The organism is Castellaniella sp. S9, from assembly GCF_027257175.1.
Taxonomy (GTDB): Bacteria; Pseudomonadota; Gammaproteobacteria; order Burkholderiales; family Burkholderiaceae_B; genus Castellaniella.
Window position 1 is genome coordinate 1 of record NZ_JAPFGD010000008.1, and the last position, 23502, is coordinate 23502.

Here is a 23502-nt window from a genome sequence, read left to right on the forward strand (position 1 = left end):
GGTAGCGCTCGCAGAACTGGCTGTATTGCAGGGTGCGCCGCCCCAGGTGGTTGGCCTGATACTCCTGCCACAGCAACATCAGGGTGATGCCCTTGCGAGAGAGTTCTTGGTGGATAACGGCGTAGTCCGGGTTGATGGCCGCGGCGGTGCCCGCCCGGGCGGGGAACAACCGCTGCTCCAGGGCCGCTTCGTCCAAAGGCTCGATGGCGATCCAGTCCAGGCCCGCCGCTGCGGCGGCGGCCAGGTACTTGGCGACGGCGCTCTTGGACACGCCCAGGGCCTGGGCGCAATGGCGTTGGGAATGGCCCAGACAAAGCGTGTGATGAAGAATGGATTTGATCATGCGCGTACTCAGTAACGGCGGCGGCATGTGGGCTCCAAAAAAAGCCCAACACCCTACCGCAAGGTTGAGGTCAACGCGCGGGATCTCGCCGGCTGTTGCGGCGGTGGTCACGATCATCGGAATCGCTGGTCACACCACCGGAATGAGTGGTCACGATGCCGGAATCAGAAAAATCAGATTGAAAATATTGGCTGGTCACGATCACCGGAATCGGTGGTCACAATCATCGGAATACGCACCCAGGCGATTCCAGGACAAGTCAATGCACAATGGATCCAGGCGGACGCGCCAGGCGTCTACCGGGGGCAATGCGCGGCGTTTTGCGGGGCGCAGCACGCCCACATGGGTTTTGAGGTGGTCGCACAGCCGCCGGCACAGTTCGATGCGTGGCGCGAGGCGCAATCGCGCCAGGCGCAGGCGCCCACGGATGCGCTGGCCCGCACGGGCCGGGCGTTTTTCATGAAGCGGTGCGCCGGCTGCCACGCGGTGCGCGGCAGCGATGCGGACGGGACATTCGGCCCTGATCTGACGCATTTGGGATCGCGCCGGCGTATTGCGGCCGGCATGCTGGCCAACACGCCCGAACAGGTCCTGGAATGGGTGCGCCGCGCCCAGGACAGTGGCCGGTGGCGGAACTCTCCTTCGAAGGCTTCAGCGCCTCCGAGGCGCGGAAGAAGTCCTGATTATCAAAGGCCGCCCGGGCCTTTGCCAAAAAGGGCCCGGTCAGAAACGCCGTTTCGGGAACATGGACAGGAGTCTTGAATGAGCATCATACACACGAGGGTTCCGGATTTTGCCATTGAACGGGCAAAGAGCCGCCGGGGGGGACGTCTGCATGCGTTCGAATCGATCAACCCGCGCTCGACCGCCTTGCTGGTCGTGGACATGCAGAACTATTTCATGCAGCCGACACAGGCCGGCGAGATCGACGCTACGCGGGAGATCATTTCCAATGTGAATCAGCTCGCAGCGTCCATGCGTGCCTCGGACGGCACCATCGCGTGGTTGCGCCATACGATCACCGAGGAATCCGAGAAACGCTGGCCATTGTGGTTGAACGAGCTGGGATCGGGAGAGTGGAGCTCACGTACCCGTGAGGCGCTTCTTCCCGGTTCGCAAGGGCATGAGATCCATCAGGCGCTGGATGTGGAAGGCGGCGATCTGATGATCGACAAGTATTGCTTCAGTCCGTTTACGGAGGGGTCCTCTGATCTGCATGTCCGATTACGGGAACGCGGCGTCGATACGCTGATTATCACGGGGGTGGCGACCAATGCCTGCTGCGAAAGCACTGCCCGAGACGGCATGATGATGAATTACAGAGTCCATTTCGTCTCGGACGCGACGGCGTGCAGGACAAAGGAGGAGCAGAGCGCAACCCTTGCCATCGTCACGGTGATGTTCGGGGATGTGCGTACAACGGACCAGATCCTCCAGTTATTGAAGCAGGATTGATCCGGACGCTAGATCGATACACGAGGAGGCGGATATGGCGTTGAGGAACGGTGCTCCAGCGAAGGTCAGTCGCTGGATCGATTGGTGCAATGCATGGCTAGGCAGAACGGTGGCATGGCTCATTCTCCTTTCGATCGTTGTTTCAGCGGGAAACGCGATTGCCCGCAAGCTGTTCGATCTGGGTTCAAATTCTTTTCTTCAGCTGCAATGGCATCTTTTTGGCGCGGTATTCATGCTTTGCGCCGCCTGGACTTTGCGCTTGGACGAGCATGTCCGGATCGATATTATTTATTCTAAGCTTTCCCCGAGAAAGCGAAGTTGGGTCGATCTGTTCGGGCATGTATTCTTTCTGATTCCTTTTGCCGGCTTGCTGTCTTATCTGTCGTATTCATTCTTCATGCGTTCGTTCCTTCAAAATGAGGCATCCGCTGATGCCGGCGGGCTTTTATTGTGGCCGCCGAAAGGGTTCGTATTGCTGGGGTTCTTGCTTCTTCTGATTCAGGCGATTAGTGAAATCATTAAATGCGCGGCAAATATCGCGGCGCCCGATGAGCCGGCCCAGGACCAATAGGATAAACACCAACACAATCAGAAATAAGGTATGCCATGCTGGAGCTCCTAGCCGTAAATTTCGCGCCGATCATGTTCGTGTCCCTCATCGCGCTATTGCTGCTGGGATACCCGATCGCCTTTACCTTGTCAGCCGGCGGCCTGCTGTTTTTCGTTGCCGGCGTGTATCTGGCACCGTTTTCCAACGGGGCTATAAGCCTTTCTTGGGAATTCTTGCAAGCGCTGCCCGAGCGTGTTTTCCAGACGATGGCAAACCAAACGCTCTTGGCGATTCCATTCTTTACATTTATGGGATTGATCCTGGAAAGATCAGGCTTGGCGGAGGAGCTGCTCGATACCATTGGCCAGTTGTTTGGCCCGTTGCGCGGCGGGTTGGCATACGCAGTGATCTTCGTGGGGACGCTGTTGGCGGCAACGACGGGCGTCGTTGCCGCGTCAGTCATATCAATGGGTCTGATCTCGCTGCCGATCATGCTGCGCTACAACTATAACCGGCGGCTGGCGACGGGGATTATTGCGGCGTGCGGGACGCTTGCCCAGATCGTTCCGCCGGCATTGGTGCTGATCGTGATGGCGGACCAACTGGGCCAATCGGTCGGTGACATGTATGTCGGCGCGTTTGTCCCGGCATTCATCCTGGTGTTGCTGTATGTTGTCTGGATAATGATCAATACGATCCTGTTTCCGGAATCAGCGCCCAGCGTCCCGGCCGAGGGGCATATGCAACGAGAGGAGGACGGGTCTTCGGGGAACTGGCAACTGGGGCTTTTGGTCGCGTACTCGGGCTGGCTTGGATATGAGATCACTTCGTCGCTGGCGGTGACCGGACTGGCGGACTTCCTGGTCTTTTATATCTGCATGGCCATTGGCATCGGCTTTATAGCGACGGCCTTATATCGTTACCTGGGCATGCGCGGAAACATTGGATTCTACGCCGGTGCTGCCTTGGCTTTCCTGGGCGCCGTATTGCTGTGGTTGGATCTCAACGGGGGAGGAGATCATCGGACTTTATGGAGCATCCTGACGGCCGGGAGCGCCTATTCCTTTGTTGCGAGCGCCGCTCGGCGCTGGTTCGCCATCAAGCTGATTTCCCAGGTTGCCGAACGGGTGACTTTCGTCATGGTTCCGCCGCTGCTACTCATCTTTCTGGTATTGGGAACGATTTTTCTCGGGGTCGCCACGCCTACGGAAGGAGGGGCGATGGGGGCCGTCGGTGCGGTTGTATTGGCCTTGGCCAAGCGGGTGGCGGACGGCGATCGGAGGCGTTTCAATTTTCTGCTGCTTAGACAAGCCATCGAGAAGACCGCGCAGCTCGCCGCTTTCGTGATGTTCATCCTGATCGGGGCTAGAGTGTTTTCACTGACATTCTACGGTGTGAGCGGCAACCTTTGGGTGGAGAGCGTGCTGACATCGCTTCCGGGGGGTGAAATCGGATTCTTGATCATTGTGTGCCTTGCTATTTTCTTGCTTGCCTTTTTTCTTGATTTCTTCGAAATAGCATTTATTGTCATCCCATTTCTTGCGATTGCGGCCAACAAACTGGGAATCGACCTGATATGGTTCGGGGTGATTATCAGCATGACAATGCAGACCTCATATGTTCATCCCCCATTCGGATTTTCTCTGTTTTACTTGCGGTCCGTCGCACCCAAAGACGCCTATGTGGATAGCGTGACCGGAAAGCGGATCAAAGGCATCACATCGAGCGAGATCTATTGGGGGGCCGTTCCTTATATCTGCATTCAACTTCTCGCCGTATTGCTGATCATTCTCTTTCCTCAGACAGTCATGCACTATAAATCCCTCGCTCAGGAGGTTTCAGATCAAGAGGTCATGCAGCAATTGGATAGTGTAGAGCTTGGGGATATTGATTTCCTGCTGCCTGCAAACTGATCGCGGACCAATGCCGTGAAGGGTCGGATGACCTCTGGATCAGGAACCCGCCACCTTCCTGCGATTTTCCATGCGAGAATTCCCTTCCTTGGGAAAGATGGATCGCACAACGAGGGATAGGTATGGCGGGCAAGACCATCAACATCGCATTCACATCCGACGATTGGCGGGGCGTCGCCCTGTCCAATTTCAGTCTGTCACCTTTCGAACTGGACGGCTGCTTAATGGCCTCGGTCGAGGGCTTCATCCAGGGCATCAAGTTTCCTCCCGGCCATCCGGCCCGCAATCGCGCTTTCGCGTCATGGGCCTGGGAGGCCAAGCAATGCGGCGAGGGCGCGGACAAGCAGTTCGCCTATTGGGAGGATGCCCAGATCGGCTTCGGCTCCGTGGAACATCATCACCTGGTCGAGCGGGCGCTGCGTGCACGCTTCGCCCAGAACGAGGGCCTGCGCCGTGTGCTGCGCTCCACCCGCGGCCTGGACATCCTCCACCTGACCGGCGAGGCGCCGCAGCCAGCGCCGACCTCCTTGCCGGCAGAGCTGTTCTGCCGCATCCTCACCGACATCCGCGAGGCGGGCTAGGGGAAACCCGGCTTGGGACGGCCGGGACGGCGGGGCCGCTGGCATCAGCCGTGCCGGCGGGGCGCCGTCCGTGGGGATGAGGGCGTGGATTGCGCTTTACGGGCGCGCGGGCCACAATGTCCAGCTTTGAACCATCCCCTGGGGCCGCCCGGTCCATACGTATCATGATTCTTCGCGCGCGCCCCGACGGCTACCCTGATCAGGGCGTCGAATCGCCTTATGCCTGGATCCGCCTGTTGATCACTCTGACGGCGGTCACGATCGGCAATGTGGGCATGTATGCGGCCAGTATCGTGCTGCCCTCGATCGAGGCGGATTTCGGGGTGAGCCGTTCGGGGGCCTCGCTGCCCTACGCGGTGACGATGATCGGCTTTGGCATCGGCGGTATCGTCATGGGCCGGCTGGCGGATCGCTTCGGGGTCTTTGTGCCGCTGGTGATCAGCGCCCTGGGCCTGGGCGTGGGTTTCTTCCTGGCCGGCATGGCCGATGGCATCGGCACGTTCAACCTGGTGCACGGGGTGTTCATCGGTCTGCTGGGTTCATCGGCCACGTTTGCGCCGCTGGTGGCCGATGCCTCGCACTGGTTCACCCGGCGCCGCGGCATCGCGGTGGCGATCTGCATGAGCGGCAACTACTTGGCCGGCGCGGTCTGGCCGCCGGTGATGCAGTATTTCGTGGGCGAGATCGGTTGGCGGCAAACGTATGCGGGCATCGGGGTGTTCTGTGCGATCAGCCTGCTGCCGCTGGCGGTGTGCCTGCGCCGCCGCGCCCCGTCCACGGAACTGCCACTGCCGGACACGGGGCTGGCGGCCGCCCCGGCGTCGCGCCCGGACGCCGGGGACAAGGACCGGCCGCTGGGCTTGTCGCCGAACACCCTGCTGGCGCTGCTGTGTGTCGCCGGGGTGGGCTGCTGCGTCGCGATGGCGATGCCTCAGGTCCAGATCGTGGCCTATTGCAGCGACCTGGGTTACGGCGCGACCAATGGCGCAAACATGCTGTCGCTGATGCTGGCCATGGGTATCATCAGCCGGCTCTCCTTTGGCTGGCTGTCGGACCGCATCGGCGGGTTGTGTACGCTGCTGGTGGGGTCCCTGCTGCAAGGGCTGGCATTGTGGCTGTACCTGCTGAGCCACGGCCTGCTCTCGCTGTATGTGATTTCCGCGCTGTTCGGCCTGTTCCAGGGTGGCATCGTGCCGGCCTATGCCGTCATCGTGCGCGAATACTTTCCCCGCGAGGGCACCGGCGTGCGCGTAGGCACGGTGCTCATGGCCACGCTGGTGGGCATGGCGCTGGGCGGCTGGATGTCGGGCGCCATCTATGATCTGTCGCTGTCGTACCGGGCGGCGTTCATCAACGGGATTGCCTGGAACGTGCTTAATGCCGCGATCGTGCTTTTCCTGGTGATGCGCGCGCGCCGGGTCAGGCTGCTGCGGTTGGCGGCCTGAATCCGGGTGCAAGCGCGCGGCCCGATGGCCCCGCGCGTCACCATGTGTACCGCGCGCCGGCGTAGATCGAGCGGCCCGAGCCCGGGTTGAACAGCGCGGAGGCGGGGGTGGCGACGCCGGCTGCGGCGGCATTGGCGATGTAGCGCCGGTCGGTCAGGTTCCGCCCTTCGATGTAGCCCGTCCAGCCCTGTTTCGCAGGGGCGAGGCCGACCCGGAAATTCAGGAGCGCATAGGGATCGACGGTTTCCGTATTGGCGTTGTCGACGTAGTAGGATTTGGGCATCCATTCCACGTTCGGACCGGCGTAAAAGCCGCCGGGCAGCTTGTACAGCACCTCGGCGCGCAGGATGTGCACGGGCACGCCGGGCAGGCGGTTGTCGCCGTAGACGGGATCCCCGTCAAAGCGGAAATCGTTGTAGGCATAGTTGGCGTTGAACCAGACCCGGTCGCCGGTTGCAAGGGCGGACTCGAGGACGGCGAACTCGGCGCCCAGCTCGATGCCCTGGTGCACGGTGCGTCCGGCATTGACGATCGTGCAAGGGCTCCATGGCGCCGTGGTCAAGCACTGCAGCTCGTTCTCGATGCGCGCATGGTATAGCGAGACGTCCCATGTGAAACCGGGGCGCCGTCCCCGCGTGCCGACTTCGTAGGTCGTGGCTGTTTGCGCCTCGATGTCCGAGCTGGTCGGGGTGGCGAAGGTGTTGGCATCGAAGGTCGGCGCTTCGGCGCTGCGCGAAATATTGGCGTATGCCTGCCAGTCGGGGTCGAGGTCCCACAGCACGCCGATCTTGGGGCTGAAATTGTCGTAGCGGCGGCGGCCGGACTGGTCGCCATCGGACAGGTAGCGGTCTTCCCGCTCGCGCACGGCGTGCTGGAATTGGCCGCCGGCCACCAGAGCCAGATCCGGCCGGATGAAAAAGGAGTTCTCGAAATAGGCGGACAGGTTCTTGGAGGTGTCGTACATGGAGGCCGCCAGGTTCCCCTTGTGTCCGCCCGTCAGGTTGATGTACTGGTCCGTGTCGATCGCGCCATTGTGGACCTTGACGCCCGCGGCGAACTCGTTGTGAAAGCCGCCGATCATGCGGCGGTCGGTCGCGCGTACGAAGCCGCCGTAGTCCTGGACGCGGTAATCGAGCCATTGATAGATCGGATGCATCACGTGGCGATGGACGCCGAACAGTCCGAACTCCAGTGTCGCCGGCCCAAAGCGCAGCATCGTCTTGTTGGCGAGGCGCAGCGAGTCGATGTTGCGCTGCTGGTCGAGACGCTCGAACTCGGCATCCGCCGCCTGCGGGGTATTCAGGGCGGCATCCTTCGTGACTTCGCCGGGCAGGCGCTGGCGTATCCGGTTGAGGTTCAGATAGAAGCGCGTCTCGGCGTCCGCCGAGAACCGGTAGCCCAGGTTGCCGCTGGCGCGCTGCTCTTTGCCATCGCTGTGGTCGCGGTACCCGTCGACGGATTGCGCCGAGGCGGTGAGGAAGTAATCCCACGGCCCGCCGGCCGCGCCGGTGCTTGCCTGCGCCTTCCGGTAGCCAAAGCTGCCGATGTCGAGGCGCCCTTCGAAGGGGGCGGCGTCGCGGCCGGTCGGCGTGACGAAATTGATTGCGCCGCCCAGCGAATTGGCGCCGTAGCGCAGTGCGTTCGCACCCTTGTAGACCTCGACGTAGCGGTATGCGGTCGGATCGATTTCGAACAGATCGACCAGGCCGTCCGACGTGTTGATCGGAATACCGTCCATGCTCATGTTGATGCCGCGGTTGCCATAGTTGCGCGACAGGCCCGAGCCGCGGATCGATACGCGGGCGTCGTCGCCGTAGCGAGGCTGGGCAAAGACGCCGGGCACCCGCTCGAGGATGTCCTTGACCGTTTGCGCAGGCGTATTCTTGAACTGGGTGTCGGGCACGACCTCGACGCCGCCGGGAATGCGCTCGATGTCGGCGATGGCTTGTTCCGTGTCGGGGACGGTCAGGGCGCCCCGATCGGCTCGAGGATCCGCGGTGATGGTGATGGCGGGCAGCGTCTGCTGGGCGAGCGCGGCCGGCGATGCCGCGACGGCGCAGGCGGCCGCCGCGCAGAGCGCGTGTATCTTGGGAAACATGGTTTTCTCCGTGCAGGAATGGGCTGAAGGAATGCCGGGTGTGCAGGTCAGGAGAAAACAGGCGGCGCGCGCGGCCGGCCACAGGGGAATGCGCCGATCGGCGTGAATCGGAACAGCGCCGGCAGCAGCATGGTCAGCATGAGCAGCGGCAGGGGGGAGGGCAGAGCGGGCGGGACGGACGGCAGCGCGGCCTCGTGCGTCATCAGGCCGCAATAGCCGCAATCGTCCAGGATATGCGGGTCGGGCTGGCCGCCCGCTGTGTGCGGGTCGTCCTGGCGGCCGTCGAGCGTGATCAGGAGGGTTTGCGCGGGCGTGGCGGTTTCGCCGCAGACCGTCGCCGCGACCGTGCGCGCGTTTGCGGCCAGATGGCTGACCGTCGGCGCGCACGCGATCAGCAGCATGGCGATCATGCCGAGCCATGCCGCCAGCCGTTTGCCGTGCGCGTGAGCCGTCATCGAGGAATGTGTCTGCGAGGGTGCCGTCCGCAAGAATTCTACCCGTCTCCGGCGCTTGCCGAAAGAACGTGTCGAGCGGCTACGCCGCCTGCCGTCCGACCGATGGCCGCGATCCGCGAGGGGGTGCGGCATCGTCGTCGGGGCGCGTGCCGACGCTCCAGGGACCCTGGGTCTCCAGGCCTGCCGCATTCCCGCCGACCATGGATCGCACCTTCGCCATGGTCCATCCGAGGGTCGCGCCCCGCAGTATCGCCTTGTAGACCGCGGCGTTGCGGCTGTTGACGTCGAGCCGCTGGTACAGCGCCTCGGCATGCGCCTTGGCGGTGGCCGCCGAGATGTTCATGGTCCGTCCCACGGTCTTGATGGGATATCCCTTGGATAGCAGCACCAGGACCTCGTATTGCCGGGGCGTCAGTCCCAGCAGTTCGGATTCCTCCGTGTGCTCGACGGCGTGGCGCGAGTCTTGCGGCACTTGCCGGGAGCCGGCCGCGGCGGGCCGATAGAGCCATGGGTGCAACTGGTCGTACGTGCCGCCCACCAGCAGCAGGTTCACCAGCGCCCTCAAGACCTCGGGGGTGATCTCGTTCGACACGCAGGTCACTGTCGGCGGCAAGGCGTCCAGGGATGGCGGGCTGTGGGCGTCGACGATCATCAGGATGGCGGGGGGCTGGTGGCGTTGCTGGACCCAGTCGATGATCTCGAGCCGGTGCTGGCTTACGCCGACCGAGATGATGGCCAGGTCGACGGTCTCTGCTTGGACACAATCCCCGACCGGGTCGGGAATGTCCATCCCCAGCACCCGGTAAGCGGCTTCGCCTTCGGCCAGGATGGCGCAGATGCTATGGCGGATCAGTGGCAGAGGTTCGATGAGCAGGACGGTTCGCATATTGTTCTTTTCCGGTGATCGAGACGCGGATGGGCGTGGGAAAAGCCCGATGGGCGGAGGGCCTTGCGGCGGGGCATGCTGGATTTATTGGATCGTCCATGTCATTTCCAGTGCTCCTCCCGTGGGCGGGAGGTGGGACATTCGAAGTGGAAGGCTTGGCTGAACGAGCCCACGCCGTAGATGGTGAGGTCGATGCCGCAGGAATCCTTGGGACCGTAGCGCAGCGATATCCGGCCGAGCGCGGCCGGCACCCCGCCGGTCAGGCGGACCGTGGCGCCTTGGCCAACGACCGTCTTGCCGTCCGGGCCGTCGCGGCGCGCCGTGATCCGGTAGCGCAAGGTGGCATCCCGCTCGGTCTGGATGTGAGGAATGATGATGGCTGGCTGCGAGGCGTCAAGCGTTTCAAGCCAGGCTCTTAGAGGGGCATCCGTATCCATGGCGAACCCTCCTGTGGGTGCGGATAGGGGCCTGCGACAGGAATTCTATTCCAAAACCCCTCCCCGGGTAAAAAACCGGCCGGGGAGGGAAGCAAGCCTCAATGCTGATTGACGTAGGCGTTGTTCATGAAGCCCGTTTGCGACACGGTCGCCGAATAGCCATTGCCCTGCTGCAGGACCACGGCTTCGTTGCCATAGCCCTGCTGCGTGATGGCGGCGTACAGGTCCTTGCCGTCCTGCTTGATGTAGCCGTCGTTCTTGGAGCCGGATTGCGAGATGCTGGCGGTGTCCCAGGCGCCGCCGTGGCCGGACTGGAGGATGCCGGCATCGTTCTGCCAGCCGTATTGGTTGATCGTGGCGGTCGCGTTGTGGCCGTCTTGCGTGACCCAGGCGGTATTGCCGCCCCAGCCGCCGTTCTGGTTGATGGTGGCGGTGAGGTTCTGGCCCTGCAGGTAGCCGTGATACCAGTTCCAGCTGCCCGACTGGTCGATGGTCGCGTCGTCGTGGCTGGATGCCTGGTAGACGGTGGCATGCGCATTGGTCACGCCTTGCTGGACAATCACGGAATCGTTGTAGTCGCCGAAAGTCGAGATCGTGGCGCCGGTGTTCGTGGCGTACTGCTGGCTGATGTACGCGTCGTTGCCGTCGCCCGAACTCGTGACGGACGCCGAGGCGCCGTTGTTGTCGGACTGCTCGACCACGGCATCGTTGAAGCTGCCGGTCTGGCTGACGGTCGCCGTGTCGTAGGCCATTGCGGCAGGGATGCCGCCGTAGGCGAGGGCGACGCCCAAAGCCGCTGCTGAAAGTTTGGTCAACATCATGCTTCTCCTGGTACTGGTTTCGGGGCCTGATCGAGGGATCGCCCGGACGCCGGCCCCTGCGCGCCCGGATGGGTGCCGCCCTCAGCGCGTGTCCGGAGGCGGGGTTCGGGATTCGGTGGCGCCGGCCTGTCCGGGCTCGATCGAGAGCGCGGCGCTCTGGATCTCGTCGTCCGAATACTTCTGGATGATCGGCGAGGCCATGTCCGCGTCGTCGTGCAGCAGCCAGTTGCGGTCCTTGATGCCCTGTACGGTCAAGTACAGGACGGCGGCTTCGATGGCTTCCTTGACACACAGCTGAGTGGGCTCGTTGCTGGTGATGCCGCCCTCGACTTCCAGCAGGTCCTTGAAGTTCACGAACTTGTAGACGCTGGGCCGGATTTCGTAGGAAAAGATGGTCTTGGTGGTGGCCACGGTCTGCAGCACTTTGCCCGTGCGGGTATCGATGCTGCGCAGGCTGATGGTGACCTGGTCCATCCGGTATTGGGTGGACAGGCCCACACCCAGGAAACGTGCGCCAAGGCCGCCGGTGCGCACGTTGCTCTCGTAGGCGATGATGCCGCCGTCGATCAGGATCGATGCGGGAATCAACGAGGGAATCTGGATCGGCGGCGAATTGCTGGGCTGCGAGCCGTCCAGCGCGCGCACGATGCGCCGCTCGGTCAGCAATTCCTGCAGGCTCTCGCGCTCCACGGGCACGAACCAGCCGCTGTCCTTGAGGGCCTTGATCAACATCGAGGCCGCGCCCTGGGTGACAGAGGTCGAGAACGAACTGTCGGGCGAGGGCTTGTACTGGCCGGTCTTGTCGCGAAAGCCGTAGACCGCCACGTAGACCGGCCCTTTGGGCAGCGGCAGTTTCAGCAGGTCGCGGGTCGAGGGGGTGGCCGGGGTCAGATGCGCGGGCGTGGCCAGCCCAACGGGCTGATTGGGGACGGCGCAGGCGGCCAGCATGGCGCTCAGTCCGAGGGCCAGCGCCAGTCGGCCATGGCGTGCGGACCCGGGTGTCATGAGTTCACCTGGAATTCGGTGATGGCCCCGGTGAGATTGTCGATGGTGGTGATCTTGAGCAGGCCGTTGCCGATGTCGGTCACGGTGATCGTGAAGTTGTCCGTCTGGATGGTGCCGGGACGGAACTTGCCGTCGTCGCCCAGGATCTGGGAGCTGACCGACGCGGCCAGGCGGCTGAGGATGGAACGCTCCAGTGTCTCGTTGAAGTTCTGCAGCGGGGTCTTGGTCTCGATGCCGATGTCGTCGCGGCCGGCGTCGGGATCGGTGTGGCGGTTGGTGGCAATGGCAGAATTGAGCAGGACAGTGCCGTTCAGGGGGTTGCCGCCGAATGAGGGGTTCAGGGGGTAGTACACCAGCTCGGTCGCGGCGCCGGGACCGGGGCCGGCCAGCATCGCGCAGGCCGTGGCGAGAGCCCCGGCGCGCAGCATGTTCGACGTCTTCCTCATGGTCATTCTCCTTGGCTTGCAGGGGTTCACATTTCCTCGCGACCGAGGTCGGGGCTGTTGGACAGCAGGCGTTCCGCTTCGATGTCGGCGATCTCGCGATACACGATCTCGACGGCTTGCTGGCCGATGCTTCGGGTCGCCGAACGGGCCGGCGGCAAAAAGGCGTGGAAGACGCGGCGCTGACCGAAATCGATCCAGATCTCGCTGCCGAAGCGGGCCGTGGGGCGCTCGTAGACCGCCAGGGAAATCCGGCTGCTGATGTCCTTGCTGCGCCAGTAGGACGAGAATTCCTGGTAGAAATCATTGCCCTGCACCGTGATGCTGCGATTGACCACGATGCCGCCCAGGAACTGATCGAACAGCTTCTCGGTCGTGCGTTCGGCCTTGTCGATCTGGGTTTGCGGCAGCTTGCCCCCGTTGGCGGGAGCCTTCTCGTCCCCGGCATGGGCGCCGGCCGCAAGCAATACGAACATCGGGGCCAGCAGGGCCGGCCAAGCCTGGTGCCGCATGTGCTTCTCCTCTTTCGATATTCTGTATTCGTTCGAGGCCGCGGATTCGTAGGGTGTCCGCTGCGGGCCGGGACGGTTTTTTTCCCCGATTCAATGGTAGGCGTGCGCCCCGCCGGGAACATGCGGCAGACAGACTAGATCGCGTCCGCTTCATGGGCGAGCCGGCCGCGGCGGATATCTGCCGAACGGCCTAGTACGGCCGGCGGCCGGATGCTCTGGGGCCTGGCGGGAATCGCCGCGGGTATGGCCTGCGGCGGGTCGGACTCAAGAACGATGCCGGTGATGCCGCCGCCGTCGGCATGATGGATGGTCGCCATGCGGCTGCCCTGCACGGCCGATAGCTGGCTGCGGGATACCTCGAAGTGCGAGGCCAGCAGGCTGATGCCGCAGGGCGCGTCGGCGCGGCGCGGCCGTCGCCGGGGGCTGGACAGATGGTAGTGCGACCACAGCGTCATCAGCAGGGCGTTGAAGCTGCCGACCAGCAAGTACATCAAAAGGGTCTGCAGGGCGGGCTCCAGCGCGGCCAGCGGACCGGCTTGCGCCCGGGCCGCCATGAGGGGCCAGGCGGCCGGCAGTTCCGACAGGCACAGAACGGCCAGCGCAGCCCAGGCCATGCAGGTGATGGCGCTGTCGAACAGCCTGGGCAGGGATCGACGAGGGGTCATGATGATAGGCGTCATGGGGGGGTCTCCCGAATGCCCCTGTCGGGGCTGGTCCAGCGGGCGCGGGTGCGCCGGATGCGCAGCATCACGGCCGGAAAGCTGCACAGGGTGGTCAGGCAATTGATCATCCAGAACACGAAGGGGTACCAGACGATCCAGAACAGCGAACGGGCCAGGCCTGGCTCATAGCGCCTTTCGATCAGGATGCTGACCAGGAATTGCAGCAAGCAGGCCCATGCCAGGACGAGCCCCGCGGCCGACGGCGGCAGGAACGCCTCGACCGCCATGGCCGGCGGCAGCCCCGCCCAGGGCGTCAGGAGCCACAGCCCCAGGGACAGGGCCAGCGCGAAGGCCCAGCCGCTGGACAGGCAGAACTCCAGCATGAGCACCCACAGACGCCATTGGCTCGGCTGGCGCAGGACGTCGAGGTTCTTGAGCAGCACCTCTGCGCCGCCCTGGGCCCATCGCAAGCGCTGCTTCCAGAGCCCCTTGAGGGTCTCGGGCATCAGGATCCAGCACAGGGCGCGCGGTTCGTAGAAGATCGACCAGCCGGCCCGCTGCAGCAACCAGCTGATGTCGATGTCCTCGGTGATCATGTCCAGGCTCCAATAACCCACCTCGTCCAGGGCCTGCCGCCGAAAGGCGGCGCAGACGCCCGATACGGTGAAGACCTGACCGTAGATCCGCTGGCTGCGTTTGATCAGCCCGATGATCGATGAGAATTCGCCGACCTGGATCCTGCCGATCAATGTGGAGCGCGTGCGGATCCGGGGGTTGCCGGTGACCGCGCCCACGCGGGGGTGACGGAACAGTGGCATGCACAGATAGGCCACGGCGTCGGGTTCCAGCCGCGCATCGCCGTCGATGCACACGAGCACGTCGCTGTTGGCCGCCATGGCGCCCATGCGCAGCGCCATGGCTTTGCCTTGGTTCTGCGCCAGGCGGAGGATGCGCAGCGCCGGCTGCCGGCGCGCGATGGCGCGCAGTCCGGCCAGGGTGCCGTCGCTGGAGCCGTCGTCGATGGCGATGACCTCCAGCTTCGGGTATGCCTGGGCCAGGGCGGCGGTGATGGTTTCCTCGATATGCAGCGCCTCGTTGTGGCAGGGCACCAGGATCGATACCAGGGGCGCGTCCGGCGGAATCGGGGCTGGAGCGGGGCGCCAGCGCCAGCGGCGCTCCCATCGCAGCCAGAACAGCAGGCCGCCGGCCATCCAGATCCCCGACATGAGCAGGGGATAGAAGAACACGAAATGCAGCAGGAAGGCGCTGGTCAACATGAGGGCGAGCCCCAGCGGTGCGCCGAGCATGACGATCAGGATCAGAAGGGCGATGAGTCGCTGGGTCATGGATAGGGATACCAGGCGTTGGAGATCGCCGGGCGCAACGCGTCGGGCGCAGGCCGGTCCTTGATGAAGTCATCGGGGTAATAAGCGAGGTGCCGGGCGCCGCGCGCCTGCAGCCGGCGCAGCCAGCCCGCGACGGTGTCGGCCGGGACGGGGCGCGCGCCGCCGGGCGCCGCCCAGTCCAGCGTCTGGACTTCGAATACTGTCTTGTCCAGGCCCGTCGGCCGGGCCGCGACCGCGTCGACCAGCCGGTCCAGCCAGGCCGCCTCGCGGCCGGCGGGCACGTGTTCCATGCGCGGCATGGCCATGGGCACCACCCAGTCGTACGCGGCGAGGAAGTCGTCCAGGTTCTGCGCGAACCAGGCCTCCTGGTCCGGATCGAGAATGGGCCCTGCGAAGAGATTGCGCGCCGTCCTGATCTGCGGGCCCCGGATCGCCCGCACACGGGCTGCGAGTTCGTCGGTGAGCGCAATCAGCCTGCGGCTTTTGAGGCGCGTCCACTGCCGCATCGTATCGGGGGAGGCGCGCAAGGCCCCGATGTCGGCGGGCAGGCCGGCGGCGCGGTAGGCCGCCAGGGCGGCGGGGCCCGCGTCTTCAAAGTCCGACAGCACCGCATCGTCGTGGAACAGGATGCCGTCGAATATGGCGGCGCGCGCCAGGTCTTCGTAGAGGCCGCCCACGCGGCGGCTGGTTTCGGGATCGAAGGGCGACAAGCGCCGCAGTCCGGGCGCGTGGTCCGGTTCTCGCCCGGGCGGCGTCCAGGCCTGGACGCTCGCGGGAGGGGTGGGCAGTGCCAGTCCCAGCACCGGCATCCAGGCGTAGACCCGCACCTCGGCACGGGTTCTCAGCTGCCAGGCGGCACGATTGAACAGATCGGCTCGCATCGGCAGCTCGCGATTGGGAAAATAGACCGAGGTGATTCGCCCGTCGCCCCTGGGATCGGCGAAGGCCTGCAGGAACACGGTCGAGATCTGCAGCCTGGCGATGCGCTCGACGAGCCGACCCAGGTTGCGCTCGGTCTGTGCGGGATCGGGATCGTAGACCGCGTCCAGATCCACCTGGGCGGCCCGCATGCGCACCGGCCGTTCCATATCCTGGCATGCGCGCGCAAATCCCTCGATGGACGGGTTGTTGGCGATCAGCAGACGAGGGGTGTCGAAGGGCCGCCGGGCGCTGGCCAGGCCCGAGTCGAGCTTCAAGGCCATCCGGTAGCCGGCCTGCCGCACGAGCGCCAGGGCGACGCCGCCCGGTTCGCCATAGGGCCATACCCAGACGCGTGGCGCCTTGCCCGTGACTTGCCGGATCCGCGCGCTGATCCGGTGAATGTCCCGGCGCAGGCGTTCCCGCTGGACGGTTTCGTCCTCGTAGCGCCCCGTGGCCGGATCGTAGGCGCGTGCCGCCGCGGCGGGCTGGAGGTTGCCTTGCGGATTGGCGGCCAGGCCTTGATGCAGGGCATACGTGTGGGCGGCGATCTCGATCAGGCCCGAGTCGGACATTTCGCGGACCTGCCTCCAATCCAGGAAGCGATCGCGGGCCGTGGGGGTGTCGCCGAACAGGACGGGATGGTCCTGCGGCGCATCCAGCCAGGCGCCCACCGGCGCCAGGACGGCAGGCCAGCCGCGTGCCCGCAACAGCGGAAAGACGCGGGTGTAGAAGCTGCGGTAGCCATCGTCGAAACTCAGCAGCACCGCGCGCGCGGGCAGATCCGGCCCGCCGTTCCCGGCGCGCAGGATCTGCTCGACCGATACCGGGATGTAGCCGCTGGCATCCAGCCAGGCGAATTGTTCGGCGAGCTGCCTCGTTTCGACGGAAAGGTAGCGCTGGTCCGGGTCCCGGTCCTCGACGTCATGGTAGGCCAGCGCCAGGTAGGCATTGCGTGGCCAGGCCTCAGAGGCCGCGTCGGTCGGCCGCGCCGCCGGCGGCGTGAAGACCGGCCGGTCGACCGCGCAGCCGCCGATGGCCAGCATGAGCAGGCCGCCGGCCGCCAGGCGGCGCATCGACGATGAGATGCGGGGCGTCATGGCATCCTCCTAGAAGCGCAGGGCCATGTCCAGCAGGACGCGGAAACCCGTCTCTCGCTCACCGTCGTAGGGGCGGTTGTTCACGCTCGCCTGAATGCCGGCTTCGAAGGTTTCCGAGGCCTTCCAGCGCAGGCCGTACCCTGCGACGACGATGGCGGCGGACCCATATCCCTGTTGGGCATAGAGGCCGGCGCCCAGCAGGAAGGACTGCTCCAGCCGGGCCTCGTAGCGCTGGTGGATCGTATGGATCAAACGCAGGCTGGGCAGGACCTCCAGGTCCTGGCGCGGATTGAAATAGGGCGCGTCCCCTTCCGAGTTCGTCGAGGCGGACAGGTCCAGGCCCAGTTCGCCGCGCCAGCGGGCGGATTCGAGGATGCGCTGCCGGGCGCCGAGCGCCAGGGCCCAGCGCCGGTTGCCGTCGCTGAAGCGCATCGCCGAGACGTCCAGGCGCACGGCCCCGTCGTCCCAGCCGCGCCACTGGACGTGTGCGGCGGCGCGATTGGCGTCGATGCCGTTGTGCAGGGCACGCAAGGGCGTATCCTGCGACAGGCGTTCCAGGGCCGCGCCCAGGCTCCAGCGGTCGTCGATGTCGGTCTCGGCACGCAGGGCCGCGCCGTAGCGGGTACCGTGGCCATAGCGATGCATCGATGCCTCCAGGTCCAGCGTCAGGCCGCGGCTGCGGGACTGGGCGCCGGCGCGCAGCCATTGGTGTTCGCCACGGCCTTCGGGGAAGGAAGCCTGCGCGAGCCCGCCGCCGGCGAATGCGCGCCATGGTCCACCCAAAGGCGGGGAGTATTGCAGGGCATCGATGCGCAAGCCGTGCCCGCCGGTCGGCCCGGTCTCCGACGAGAGCTCGCCGTCGGCCTCGACTCGCAGCTCGGACATCCGGTGCCGATTCCAGTCGCGTGCCGCCAGGCGGCCGGAGCGGTCGTCGGGGAAGCGGGCCTGCACGTCTGCGATCAGCGCGTCGGCCTGTGCCCATTCCTGAAGGTCCAGGGCCACGCGGGCCTGGGCCGCCTCCAGGGCCGCGGCGCGAGGGTCCAGCGCTTCCATGCGTTTGAGCAGCCACTCGGCGCGGCGCGGTTCGCCCTGGCTGCGGTCGAGTTCGGCCAGGGCGATGCCCAGCGATGTGTCGGTCGGGGCCTGCGCCTGCAGCGTTTCGAGGCGTGCCCGTACGCCCGCTTCGTCGCCCAGGTCGCGCCGGGCCCAGAGGGCGGCCAGTTCGGCGGCCATGCGCTCGTCGCTGGCCTGTCGCCTGGGCTGGCCCTTGAGCTGGATCCAGACCGGTGTTTCATCGAGGAGTTGCCGGGCCCGCGTCTCCGCTTCGCCGGAGCGGCCGCTTTCGGACAAGGCATACACCCGCGTCTCGGCGGGACGAACGCCGGGCGTCCGCTCCCGGCCCGCGCCGGTGGCCTGCGCCGCGTCCAGCACGCGCAGGGCCTGCTCGGGCCGGCGCAATTCCAGGTAGGCGTCGGCGACGATGCGCAAGGCGTAGGGCGCCACCGGGGCGCCGGCGTCGCGCAGGGCCTCGTACTCGGCAATCACGGCCCCGGGTCGGCGGCGCGCGGCGAGGACCTGCAGGCGGTCCTGGCGCAGTCTCAGGATATCCGGACGGGCGGCGGGCCCCAGGGCGGACCAACGGGCGATCAGCGCGTCGTAGCGGGCCAGCGCCTGGTCGGCGATCCGGTATCGCTCCTCTTCGCCGCGCCCGCCGGCCGCGGCCAGGCGGGCCAGTTGCGCCAGACGATCGCCTTGCAGGCGCCGCCGCGTTGCTGCATCGAACCACTGCGGATGCCGCTTCGCCAGGTCGAGGGCGGCTTGCGGCGTGCCCATGGCGGCCAGCGTCATCGCCTCACCCACCGGGAACTCCGGCCGTTCGGGAAACCGGGCCATGCCCCGCCGATACAAGTCCAGGGCGTGATCCCAGTCGCCTTCTTCCCGATAGGCCCGGGCGCAGGCGCCGAGGATGTCCGCCGGCCAGCGGTTTGCGGGCTCGGACAGACGTGCGCAGGCCCGGGCCGCTTCTGCGGAATGACCGGCCCATCCGGCGACCCGGATGTGATCCCGGATGAATCGTCCGCTCGCGTGACTGCCATCGTCCATCCGGCGCAACAGCGTCAGGGCGGGCTCGTGCCAGCCCCCGCGCGCCTGCCGGATGGCGGTCTCGTAGGCCGCCATGTCGGGGGCGGCGGCCCAGGCGCCGCCGGAATCGGCGATCAGCATGGCGAGACACAGGGAGGACGCGCGCAGGGGACGTGCCGCGGACATGGCGGCTATCCGTCGGCTGGGCGGCTGGCGTGGGTCTGGGGTGTGTTCATGAGGCCTCCCTATCGATGCGGCTTCGCTTGTGCTTGCATGATAGGAAGGGGGCCCGGCAGGCCGCATGCGCCTGAGGGATTAGGCTGGGACGGCTGTCGGGCTTAGCTCTTTTTGCCCAGAGGCGGCCGGGATGGCCCGGCGCATTCAGTCGATCGCGCCGTCTCGCAGAATGTCGGCGACTTGGGGAAGATGGGCGAGGGCGGCCGCCGGCAGGCGGTCGTCCGTGTCGGCATAAGGCGCTTGCGGCACGGCCGGCCCTTCGACGACGATGCGGCCGACCATGCCGGCGTGTTCGTGCGGCAGGCAGAAATAGTCGTACACGCCCGGGATCTCGAATGTCACCGCGAAGGATTCCCCGGGCAGCAGGTAGTCCGAATTCCAGGGCGTGGCGCCGCGCGGAATCCGCAGCGGCTTGCCGTTATCGGGGTGATAGGCCGTGGCGGTGTGGACGTTGCCCGTGTCCCGGTTGACCCAGTGCACGGTCTGCCCTGCTTTCAGGCGCAGCCCCCGCGGGCGGAACCAGACGGCGGATCCGGTCGGGGTGCCCGCCATCGCGATCTCGATCCCGCGGGGCGCCGTCGCCGCGCGCGCGTGCGGACGCACCGCCAGCAGCAGGCCGGCGCCGGCCGACAGCAGCAGGCGCCGGCGGGCATGGAGGATGCCGGTGTTCATTTTGCAACCCGGCTTTCCTGTGCGGCCGGGATGTTCCACAGCACGACGTGGATGTGCGGTTCGGCCACGCCGGGATGACCCGCGTTGTACATGATGTCCACGTGGTCGACGGTGCCGGCGGGCGCCTGCAGGTCGTGGAGATCCAGCTCGGGCTTCATCAGGGACAGCGGAATCATATAGGTCGTGCTGACCAGTTTGCCGTCATGGTCGTAGCCCAGGAAGGGACCGGCCGGCAGCGAGGCGGGGTCCACGAACAACTGGCCCAGGCCGGGAATGAAATCGGGCAGCTTGACCAGGGAACTGACGGCCTTGTAGGGTGCGGGCGGCGGTGCGGCCGAGACCGAGGGGCCGGCTGCAATGGCGTCGACGGCGGCAAAGGACAGGACAAGGGCGGCAGCGGCGGCCACTGTCGTGAGAGATCGGATCATGAGCGTCTCCAAGGGTGCGGCATGGGGCGGACATCGCTCCATTTCGGCCATTGGATGCCTGTGCCCTCCCGATCGTTCCGGCATGGCGTCGAGTTCCGTAGAATCGGGATATCGATGATCGGCCCCGGGAGGAAGCCATGAGCAAAGCACTGCGTCTGTCCGAGAAATGGTTTCGCCGGGGCCTGTGGCTCGTGGCGGTGGTGTTCGCCGGCTTTCTCATCGGCTTGGGCGGCGCCGTCGTGGGCGACCTGCCCAAGGTGGAGACGCCCTTGCAGCTCGATGATTTCCTGGACGCTGACCAGGCCGGCGCGCTGCGCGCACGCATCGAGGCCTCGCAACAGGCCGAACGCGAGGCGCAGGCGGCCCTCGAGCAGGCGCAACTGGCCTGGGATCAGGCGCGCGGCGCAAACGAGGCTGCGCGCGAGACTTTCGAGAACTGGCTGGCGGCGCGCAGCGTGACTCAGCGCACGGAGAGCGACCCCGAAGTGCTGGCCCGCACGCGGGCGCTCGACGTCCTCAAACAGTCCGAGCGCAGCGCCCAGCAGGCCGTCGAGGCGCAGCGCCAGGCACTGCTCGATGCACGCCAAGGGGCCGTCGCCGCAAGCCGCCAGCTCGAGGCCATGCGGGCCGATGCCCGCGAGGGGCTTCAGTCCGCACGCCGCAAGGTCGAGCTGCGCGTCTTTCTCTACCGCCTGGCGCTGACCCTGCCCTTGCTGGTGCTGGCGGGTTGGCTGTTCGCCAGGAAGCGCAAGAGCGCCTATTGGCCTTTCGTGTGGGGCTTCATCTATTTCGCGCTGTTCGCTTTTTTCGTCGAACTCGTGCCTTACCTGCCCAGCTATGGCGGCTATGTGCGCTACACCGTGGGCATCGTCGCCACGATTCTGGTGGGCCGTGCGGCCATCCGCGGGCTCGAACGCTATCTGGCGCGCCAGAAACAGGCCGAAGCCCTGCCCGAAAACGAGCGCCGCAAGGAACTGGGCTATGACGCGGCCTTGGCGCGCCTGGCCAAGAGCGTGTGCCCGGGATGCGAACGCGCGGTGGCCTTGGGCGACGGCGTGACGGATTTCTGCCCTCATTGCGGCATCGGCCTGTATATCCCTTGCGGTGCCTGCGGTGCCCGCAAGAGCGCGTTCACCCGATTTTGCTTTCGCTGCGGCGCAGTCGACGCGCAAACATGAGGCCATTCTCTTTTTGCGTTGTAAGGTTGGCGTAAGAATCGAGTGTTATTAATAGTACCTTGGATTATTGCGTCTATATTGTTTCAATAGGGTATCGATTATCTTTCTGCGATTATCGTCATAATCCCGGAAACCGCCGTATTCAATATGTTTCGCTGCATCCGGGCATTCTTTCCTGGTGCTTTTCCGATTTGTTTCAGGCCTGTAGGGTTTTGCCCCACAGGCCTTTTTTCTTGCGTGTTTCCCGCATTTTGGTGTTTTCCCTAGCCACCCTCCAAAAGTCATAAACGAGTATTTCCGTGTCAGAAACGAATGGGCACGCGGAAAATCGCTTTGATAATCTTCGCCTGTATTTTTTGAATTCCCAATAATCAGAATCACCAGTCCGGGAACATAAAAATCAAGGCGTTCCGATTTTATTTCTCGGCCACGGGTCAATATGGCGATTTACGCTTGAATACGCTTGAATATCGAAGAATTCATTCGCCATTCACGCCGGATCGCGGACTCGGATTTTCCACCCATGTTCATAACGGGAAACAGGAGGCATCACCATGAAACACCAGGATCGGCGCATTGAAACCCCATACTCAGCTCCGCGCCGCAGTTTTCTCAAGACCTCGGCAGGCGCCGCCGGCGCGCTGGCGGTGCCCGCGTTCTACGGCAAATCGGCCCTCGCGCAGCAAAAGGACTATCCGAAACTCGGCAACTATCCCGACGGCGTCTCGGGCGACACGGTGACGGCCGGCCTCACCCTGGACCTGACGGGACCGTACTCCGCCGAGGGCAACGGCCAGAAGCGCGGCTTCGAGCTGGCCGCCGAAATGATCAACAAAGGTGATCCGCGAGTACGCAAGATCTCGCCCCTGACCAAGGAAGGCATCCTGGGCAAGAAGCTCGTGCTGGTCATCGGCGATGCCGAGACCAAGCCCAACAGCGCGGTGCAGGCGGCCACGCGCTTCATTCGCCAGGACAAGGCCATGATGATCGCCGGCAGCGTCAGCAGCTCGGTGGCCATCGCCCTGCAAAACACCTGCGATCGCGCCAAGACCCTGTACTTCCCCGTCATCAGCGGCTCCAGCGACACCACCGGCAAGGACTGCCGCCGCTACGGGTTCCGCCTGTGCCATCACGCCTATACGGCCTCCAAGGCCATCGCGCCGGTGCTGGCCGAGGCCTACGGCAAGAACATGAAGGCCATCCATCTGGTGCCGGACTACAACTATGGCCACTCGATCCATGAGTACATGAAGAAGTTCACCGAGGAACAAGGCTGGACCACCATCGACACACCCCAGATCCATCCCCTCGGGGCGACGGACTACAGCGCCTACATGCTGAACATTGCCAACAGCGGCGCCGACATCCTCATCAACCACGACTACGGCGCCGATGCCGTCAACTCGGCCAAGCAGGCGCACCAGTTCGGCGTTCTCAAGAACATGAAAATGTGCGTGCCCTACATGCCCGCCTACATGCTCGAGGAAGTCGGCCCCGAGATCATGGAGGGCGTCTACGGCACGATGGTGTTCTGGCATGCCTATTCCGAGCAGAACGAGATCGCCCGCGACTTCGTCGAGGCCTACGAGGCCAAGTACGGCGCCAAGCCCCGCGATCCGGAGCACAACGCCTACATGACGATGCTGTTGTGGGTCGACGCGATCGAGCGGGCCGGCACCTTCTATCCGGCCGAGGTGGTCAAGGCGCTCGAGGACAGCATCAACCACAAGCGTCCCTACACCATGGGCGGCGAGGCGTATTTCCGCGCCGAGGACCATGACGGCGCCGCCAACTTCACCATCGTGCGCGGCAAGAAGCCCTCGGACATCAAGGACAAGGATGACCTGGTCGACATCGTGGCCGTCGCCGACGGGGTGGCGACACTGCCGCCGGTGGGCTATGCCGGCTGCAAGATGACCGACTACACCTGAGCCG

General features: G+C 65.0%; 22 protein-coding genes and 1 pseudogene. 8 read left to right on the plus strand and 15 right to left on the minus strand.

Going from position 1 to position 23502, the window contains the following annotated elements:
- Positions 1-343, minus strand: a pseudogene (locus OOZ48_RS13425) (IS21 family transposase); the annotation flags it as partial.
- 27 nt (positions 344-370) lie between these two features.
- Between OOZ48_RS13425 and OOZ48_RS18475 the strand changes: the two are divergent.
- From OOZ48_RS18475 to OOZ48_RS13455, 6 genes are all read left to right on the plus strand, one after another.
- Positions 371-1105 carry a c-type cytochrome gene (locus OOZ48_RS18475; RefSeq protein ID WP_332108276.1) on the plus strand — a complete coding sequence of 245 codons (735 nt, stop codon included), beginning with the start codon at positions 371-373 and terminating at the stop codon, positions 1103-1105.
- Positions 1106-1798, plus strand: coding sequence for a cysteine hydrolase family protein (locus tag OOZ48_RS13435; RefSeq protein WP_269499156.1), 693 nt, complete (start codon positions 1106-1108; stop codon positions 1796-1798).
- 34 nt (positions 1799-1832) lie between these two features.
- Entirely contained in the window at positions 1833-2369 is a 537-nt protein-coding gene (locus OOZ48_RS13440; protein ID WP_269499158.1) for a TRAP transporter small permease subunit, read from the plus strand.
- Between the two features lie 35 nt (positions 2370-2404).
- Positions 2405-4261 carry a TRAP transporter large permease gene (locus OOZ48_RS13445; protein ID WP_269499160.1) on the plus strand — a complete coding sequence of 619 codons (1857 nt, stop codon included), beginning with the start codon at positions 2405-2407 and terminating at the stop codon, positions 4259-4261.
- A 122-nt stretch (positions 4262-4383) separates the two neighbouring features.
- The gene (locus OOZ48_RS13450) at positions 4384-4842 is read left to right on the plus strand and encodes a hypothetical protein (RefSeq protein WP_269499162.1); all 459 of its coding nucleotides are present in this window, start codon (positions 4384-4386) and stop codon (positions 4840-4842) included.
- A gap of 164 nt (positions 4843-5006) precedes the next feature.
- The gene (locus tag OOZ48_RS13455) at positions 5007-6287 is read left to right on the plus strand and encodes an MFS transporter (RefSeq protein WP_269499164.1); all 1281 of its coding nucleotides are present in this window, start codon (positions 5007-5009) and stop codon (positions 6285-6287) included.
- Positions 6288-6324: 37 nt separating this feature from the next.
- Here OOZ48_RS13455 and OOZ48_RS13460 read toward each other — a convergent pair whose 3' ends face one another.
- The 14 genes from OOZ48_RS13460 to OOZ48_RS13525 form a co-directional block, all read right to left on the minus strand.
- Positions 6325-8385 (minus strand): TonB-dependent receptor family protein, encoded by a 2061-nt coding sequence (locus tag OOZ48_RS13460; RefSeq protein ID WP_269499165.1) that lies wholly within the window; start codon positions 8383-8385, stop codon positions 6325-6327.
- Between the two features lie 47 nt (positions 8386-8432).
- Positions 8433-8840 carry a DUF2946 domain-containing protein gene (locus OOZ48_RS13465; protein WP_269499166.1) on the minus strand — a complete coding sequence of 136 codons (408 nt, stop codon included), beginning with the start codon at positions 8838-8840 and terminating at the stop codon, positions 8433-8435.
- A gap of 79 nt (positions 8841-8919) precedes the next feature.
- Positions 8920-9726: a LuxR C-terminal-related transcriptional regulator gene (locus tag OOZ48_RS13470; RefSeq protein ID WP_269499168.1), complete on the minus strand. Its 807-nt coding sequence runs from the start codon at positions 9724-9726 to the stop codon at positions 8920-8922.
- 101 nt (positions 9727-9827) lie between these two features.
- On the minus strand, positions 9828-10163 hold the full coding sequence (locus OOZ48_RS13475; RefSeq protein WP_269499170.1) for a hypothetical protein: 336 nt from the start codon (positions 10161-10163) through the stop codon (positions 9828-9830).
- A 98-nt stretch (positions 10164-10261) separates the two neighbouring features.
- Complete coding sequence (locus OOZ48_RS13480) at positions 10262-10984, minus strand: hypothetical protein (protein ID WP_269499172.1); 723 nt, start codon at positions 10982-10984, stop codon at positions 10262-10264.
- Between the two features lie 81 nt (positions 10985-11065).
- Positions 11066-11989, minus strand: a complete 924-nt coding sequence (locus OOZ48_RS13485) for a CsgG/HfaB family protein (RefSeq protein ID WP_269499175.1) — start codon at positions 11987-11989, stop codon at positions 11066-11068.
- Positions 11986-12435 carry a curli assembly protein CsgF gene (locus OOZ48_RS13490; RefSeq protein WP_269499176.1) on the minus strand — a complete coding sequence of 150 codons (450 nt, stop codon included), beginning with the start codon at positions 12433-12435 and terminating at the stop codon, positions 11986-11988. Before OOZ48_RS13490 ends, OOZ48_RS13485 begins: the two co-directional genes overlap by 4 nt.
- A 26-nt stretch (positions 12436-12461) precedes the next feature.
- Complete coding sequence (locus tag OOZ48_RS13495) at positions 12462-12944, minus strand: curli production assembly/transport protein CsgE (RefSeq protein ID WP_269499178.1); 483 nt, start codon at positions 12942-12944, stop codon at positions 12462-12464.
- Between the two features lie 134 nt (positions 12945-13078).
- Positions 13079-13624: a poly-beta-1,6-N-acetyl-D-glucosamine biosynthesis protein PgaD gene (gene pgaD / locus OOZ48_RS13500; RefSeq protein ID WP_269499179.1), complete on the minus strand. Its 546-nt coding sequence runs from the start codon at positions 13622-13624 to the stop codon at positions 13079-13081.
- Positions 13621-14952, minus strand: coding sequence for a poly-beta-1,6-N-acetyl-D-glucosamine synthase (pgaC, locus tag OOZ48_RS13505; protein ID WP_269499181.1), 1332 nt, complete (start codon positions 14950-14952; stop codon positions 13621-13623). Before pgaC ends, pgaD begins: the two co-directional genes overlap by 4 nt.
- Positions 14949-16970 carry a poly-beta-1,6-N-acetyl-D-glucosamine N-deacetylase PgaB gene (gene pgaB, locus OOZ48_RS13510; protein WP_269499184.1) on the minus strand — a complete coding sequence of 674 codons (2022 nt, stop codon included), beginning with the start codon at positions 16968-16970 and terminating at the stop codon, positions 14949-14951. The genes pgaC and pgaB overlap by 4 nt, the downstream gene beginning before the upstream one ends.
- 9 nt (positions 16971-16979) lie before the next feature.
- Positions 16980-19238, minus strand: a complete 2259-nt coding sequence (gene pgaA / locus OOZ48_RS13515; RefSeq protein WP_269499186.1) for a poly-beta-1,6 N-acetyl-D-glucosamine export porin PgaA — start codon at positions 19236-19238, stop codon at positions 16980-16982.
- 195 nt (positions 19239-19433) lie between these two features.
- Positions 19434-19961 (minus strand): plastocyanin/azurin family copper-binding protein, encoded by a 528-nt coding sequence (locus OOZ48_RS13520; RefSeq protein ID WP_269499187.1) that lies wholly within the window; start codon positions 19959-19961, stop codon positions 19434-19436.
- Positions 19958-20389, minus strand: a complete 432-nt coding sequence (locus tag OOZ48_RS13525) for a hypothetical protein (protein WP_269499190.1) — start codon at positions 20387-20389, stop codon at positions 19958-19960. The genes OOZ48_RS13520 and OOZ48_RS13525 overlap by 4 nt, the downstream gene beginning before the upstream one ends.
- 137 nt (positions 20390-20526) lie before the next feature.
- On the opposite strand from OOZ48_RS13525, the gene OOZ48_RS13530 reads away from it, so the two are divergent.
- Together OOZ48_RS13530 and OOZ48_RS13535 are read left to right on the plus strand one after the other, a co-directional pair.
- The gene (locus OOZ48_RS13530) at positions 20527-21567 is read left to right on the plus strand and encodes a zinc ribbon domain-containing protein (RefSeq protein ID WP_269499192.1); all 1041 of its coding nucleotides are present in this window, start codon (positions 20527-20529) and stop codon (positions 21565-21567) included.
- Between the two features lie 554 nt (positions 21568-22121).
- Positions 22122-23498 (plus strand): ABC transporter substrate-binding protein, encoded by a 1377-nt coding sequence (locus OOZ48_RS13535; RefSeq protein ID WP_269499194.1) that lies wholly within the window; start codon positions 22122-22124, stop codon positions 23496-23498.
- The last annotated feature ends 4 nt before the right edge of the window (positions 23499-23502 follow it).

Excerpts from the sequence above, each read along its gene's own strand:
- OOZ48_RS13435 (WP_269499156.1), top strand. The coding sequence starts at position 1,106 with ATGAGCATCATACACACGAGGGTTCCGGATTTTGCCATTGAACGGGCA.
- OOZ48_RS13440 (WP_269499158.1), top strand. The coding sequence starts at position 1,833 with ATGGCGTTGAGGAACGGTGCTCCAGCGAAGGTCAGTCGCTGGATCGAT.
- OOZ48_RS13445 (WP_269499160.1), top strand. The coding sequence starts at position 2,405 with ATGCTGGAGCTCCTAGCCGTAAATTTCGCGCCGATCATGTTCGTGTCC.
- OOZ48_RS13450 (WP_269499162.1), top strand. The coding sequence starts at position 4,384 with ATGGCGGGCAAGACCATCAACATCGCATTCACATCCGACGATTGGCGG.
- OOZ48_RS13455 (WP_269499164.1), top strand. The coding sequence starts at position 5,007 with ATGATTCTTCGCGCGCGCCCCGACGGCTACCCTGATCAGGGCGTCGAA.
- OOZ48_RS13460 (WP_269499165.1), bottom strand. The coding sequence starts at position 8,385 with ATGTTTCCCAAGATACACGCGCTCTGCGCGGCGGCCGCCTGCGCCGTC.
- OOZ48_RS13465 (WP_269499166.1), bottom strand. The coding sequence starts at position 8,840 with ATGACGGCTCACGCGCACGGCAAACGGCTGGCGGCATGGCTCGGCATG.
- OOZ48_RS13470 (WP_269499168.1), bottom strand. The coding sequence starts at position 9,726 with ATGCGAACCGTCCTGCTCATCGAACCTCTGCCACTGATCCGCCATAGC.
- OOZ48_RS13475 (WP_269499170.1), bottom strand. The coding sequence starts at position 10,163 with ATGGATACGGATGCCCCTCTAAGAGCCTGGCTTGAAACGCTTGACGCC.
- OOZ48_RS13480 (WP_269499172.1), bottom strand. The coding sequence starts at position 10,984 with ATGATGTTGACCAAACTTTCAGCAGCGGCTTTGGGCGTCGCCCTCGCC.
- OOZ48_RS13485 (WP_269499175.1), bottom strand. The coding sequence starts at position 11,989 with ATGACACCCGGGTCCGCACGCCATGGCCGACTGGCGCTGGCCCTCGGA.
- OOZ48_RS13490 (WP_269499176.1), bottom strand. The coding sequence starts at position 12,435 with ATGAGGAAGACGTCGAACATGCTGCGCGCCGGGGCTCTCGCCACGGCC.
- OOZ48_RS13495 (WP_269499178.1), bottom strand. The coding sequence starts at position 12,944 with ATGCGGCACCAGGCTTGGCCGGCCCTGCTGGCCCCGATGTTCGTATTG.
- pgaD (WP_269499179.1), bottom strand. The coding sequence starts at position 13,624 with ATGACGCCTATCATCATGACCCCTCGTCGATCCCTGCCCAGGCTGTTC.
- pgaC (WP_269499181.1), bottom strand. The coding sequence starts at position 14,952 with ATGACCCAGCGACTCATCGCCCTTCTGATCCTGATCGTCATGCTCGGC.
- pgaB (WP_269499184.1), bottom strand. The coding sequence starts at position 16,970 with ATGACGCCCCGCATCTCATCGTCGATGCGCCGCCTGGCGGCCGGCGGC.
- pgaA (WP_269499186.1), bottom strand. The coding sequence starts at position 19,238 with ATGTCCGCGGCACGTCCCCTGCGCGCGTCCTCCCTGTGTCTCGCCATG.
- OOZ48_RS13520 (WP_269499187.1), bottom strand. The coding sequence starts at position 19,961 with ATGAACACCGGCATCCTCCATGCCCGCCGGCGCCTGCTGCTGTCGGCC.
- OOZ48_RS13525 (WP_269499190.1), bottom strand. The coding sequence starts at position 20,389 with ATGATCCGATCTCTCACGACAGTGGCCGCCGCTGCCGCCCTTGTCCTG.
- OOZ48_RS13530 (WP_269499192.1), top strand. The coding sequence starts at position 20,527 with ATGAGCAAAGCACTGCGTCTGTCCGAGAAATGGTTTCGCCGGGGCCTG.
- OOZ48_RS13535 (WP_269499194.1), top strand. The coding sequence starts at position 22,122 with ATGAAACACCAGGATCGGCGCATTGAAACCCCATACTCAGCTCCGCGC.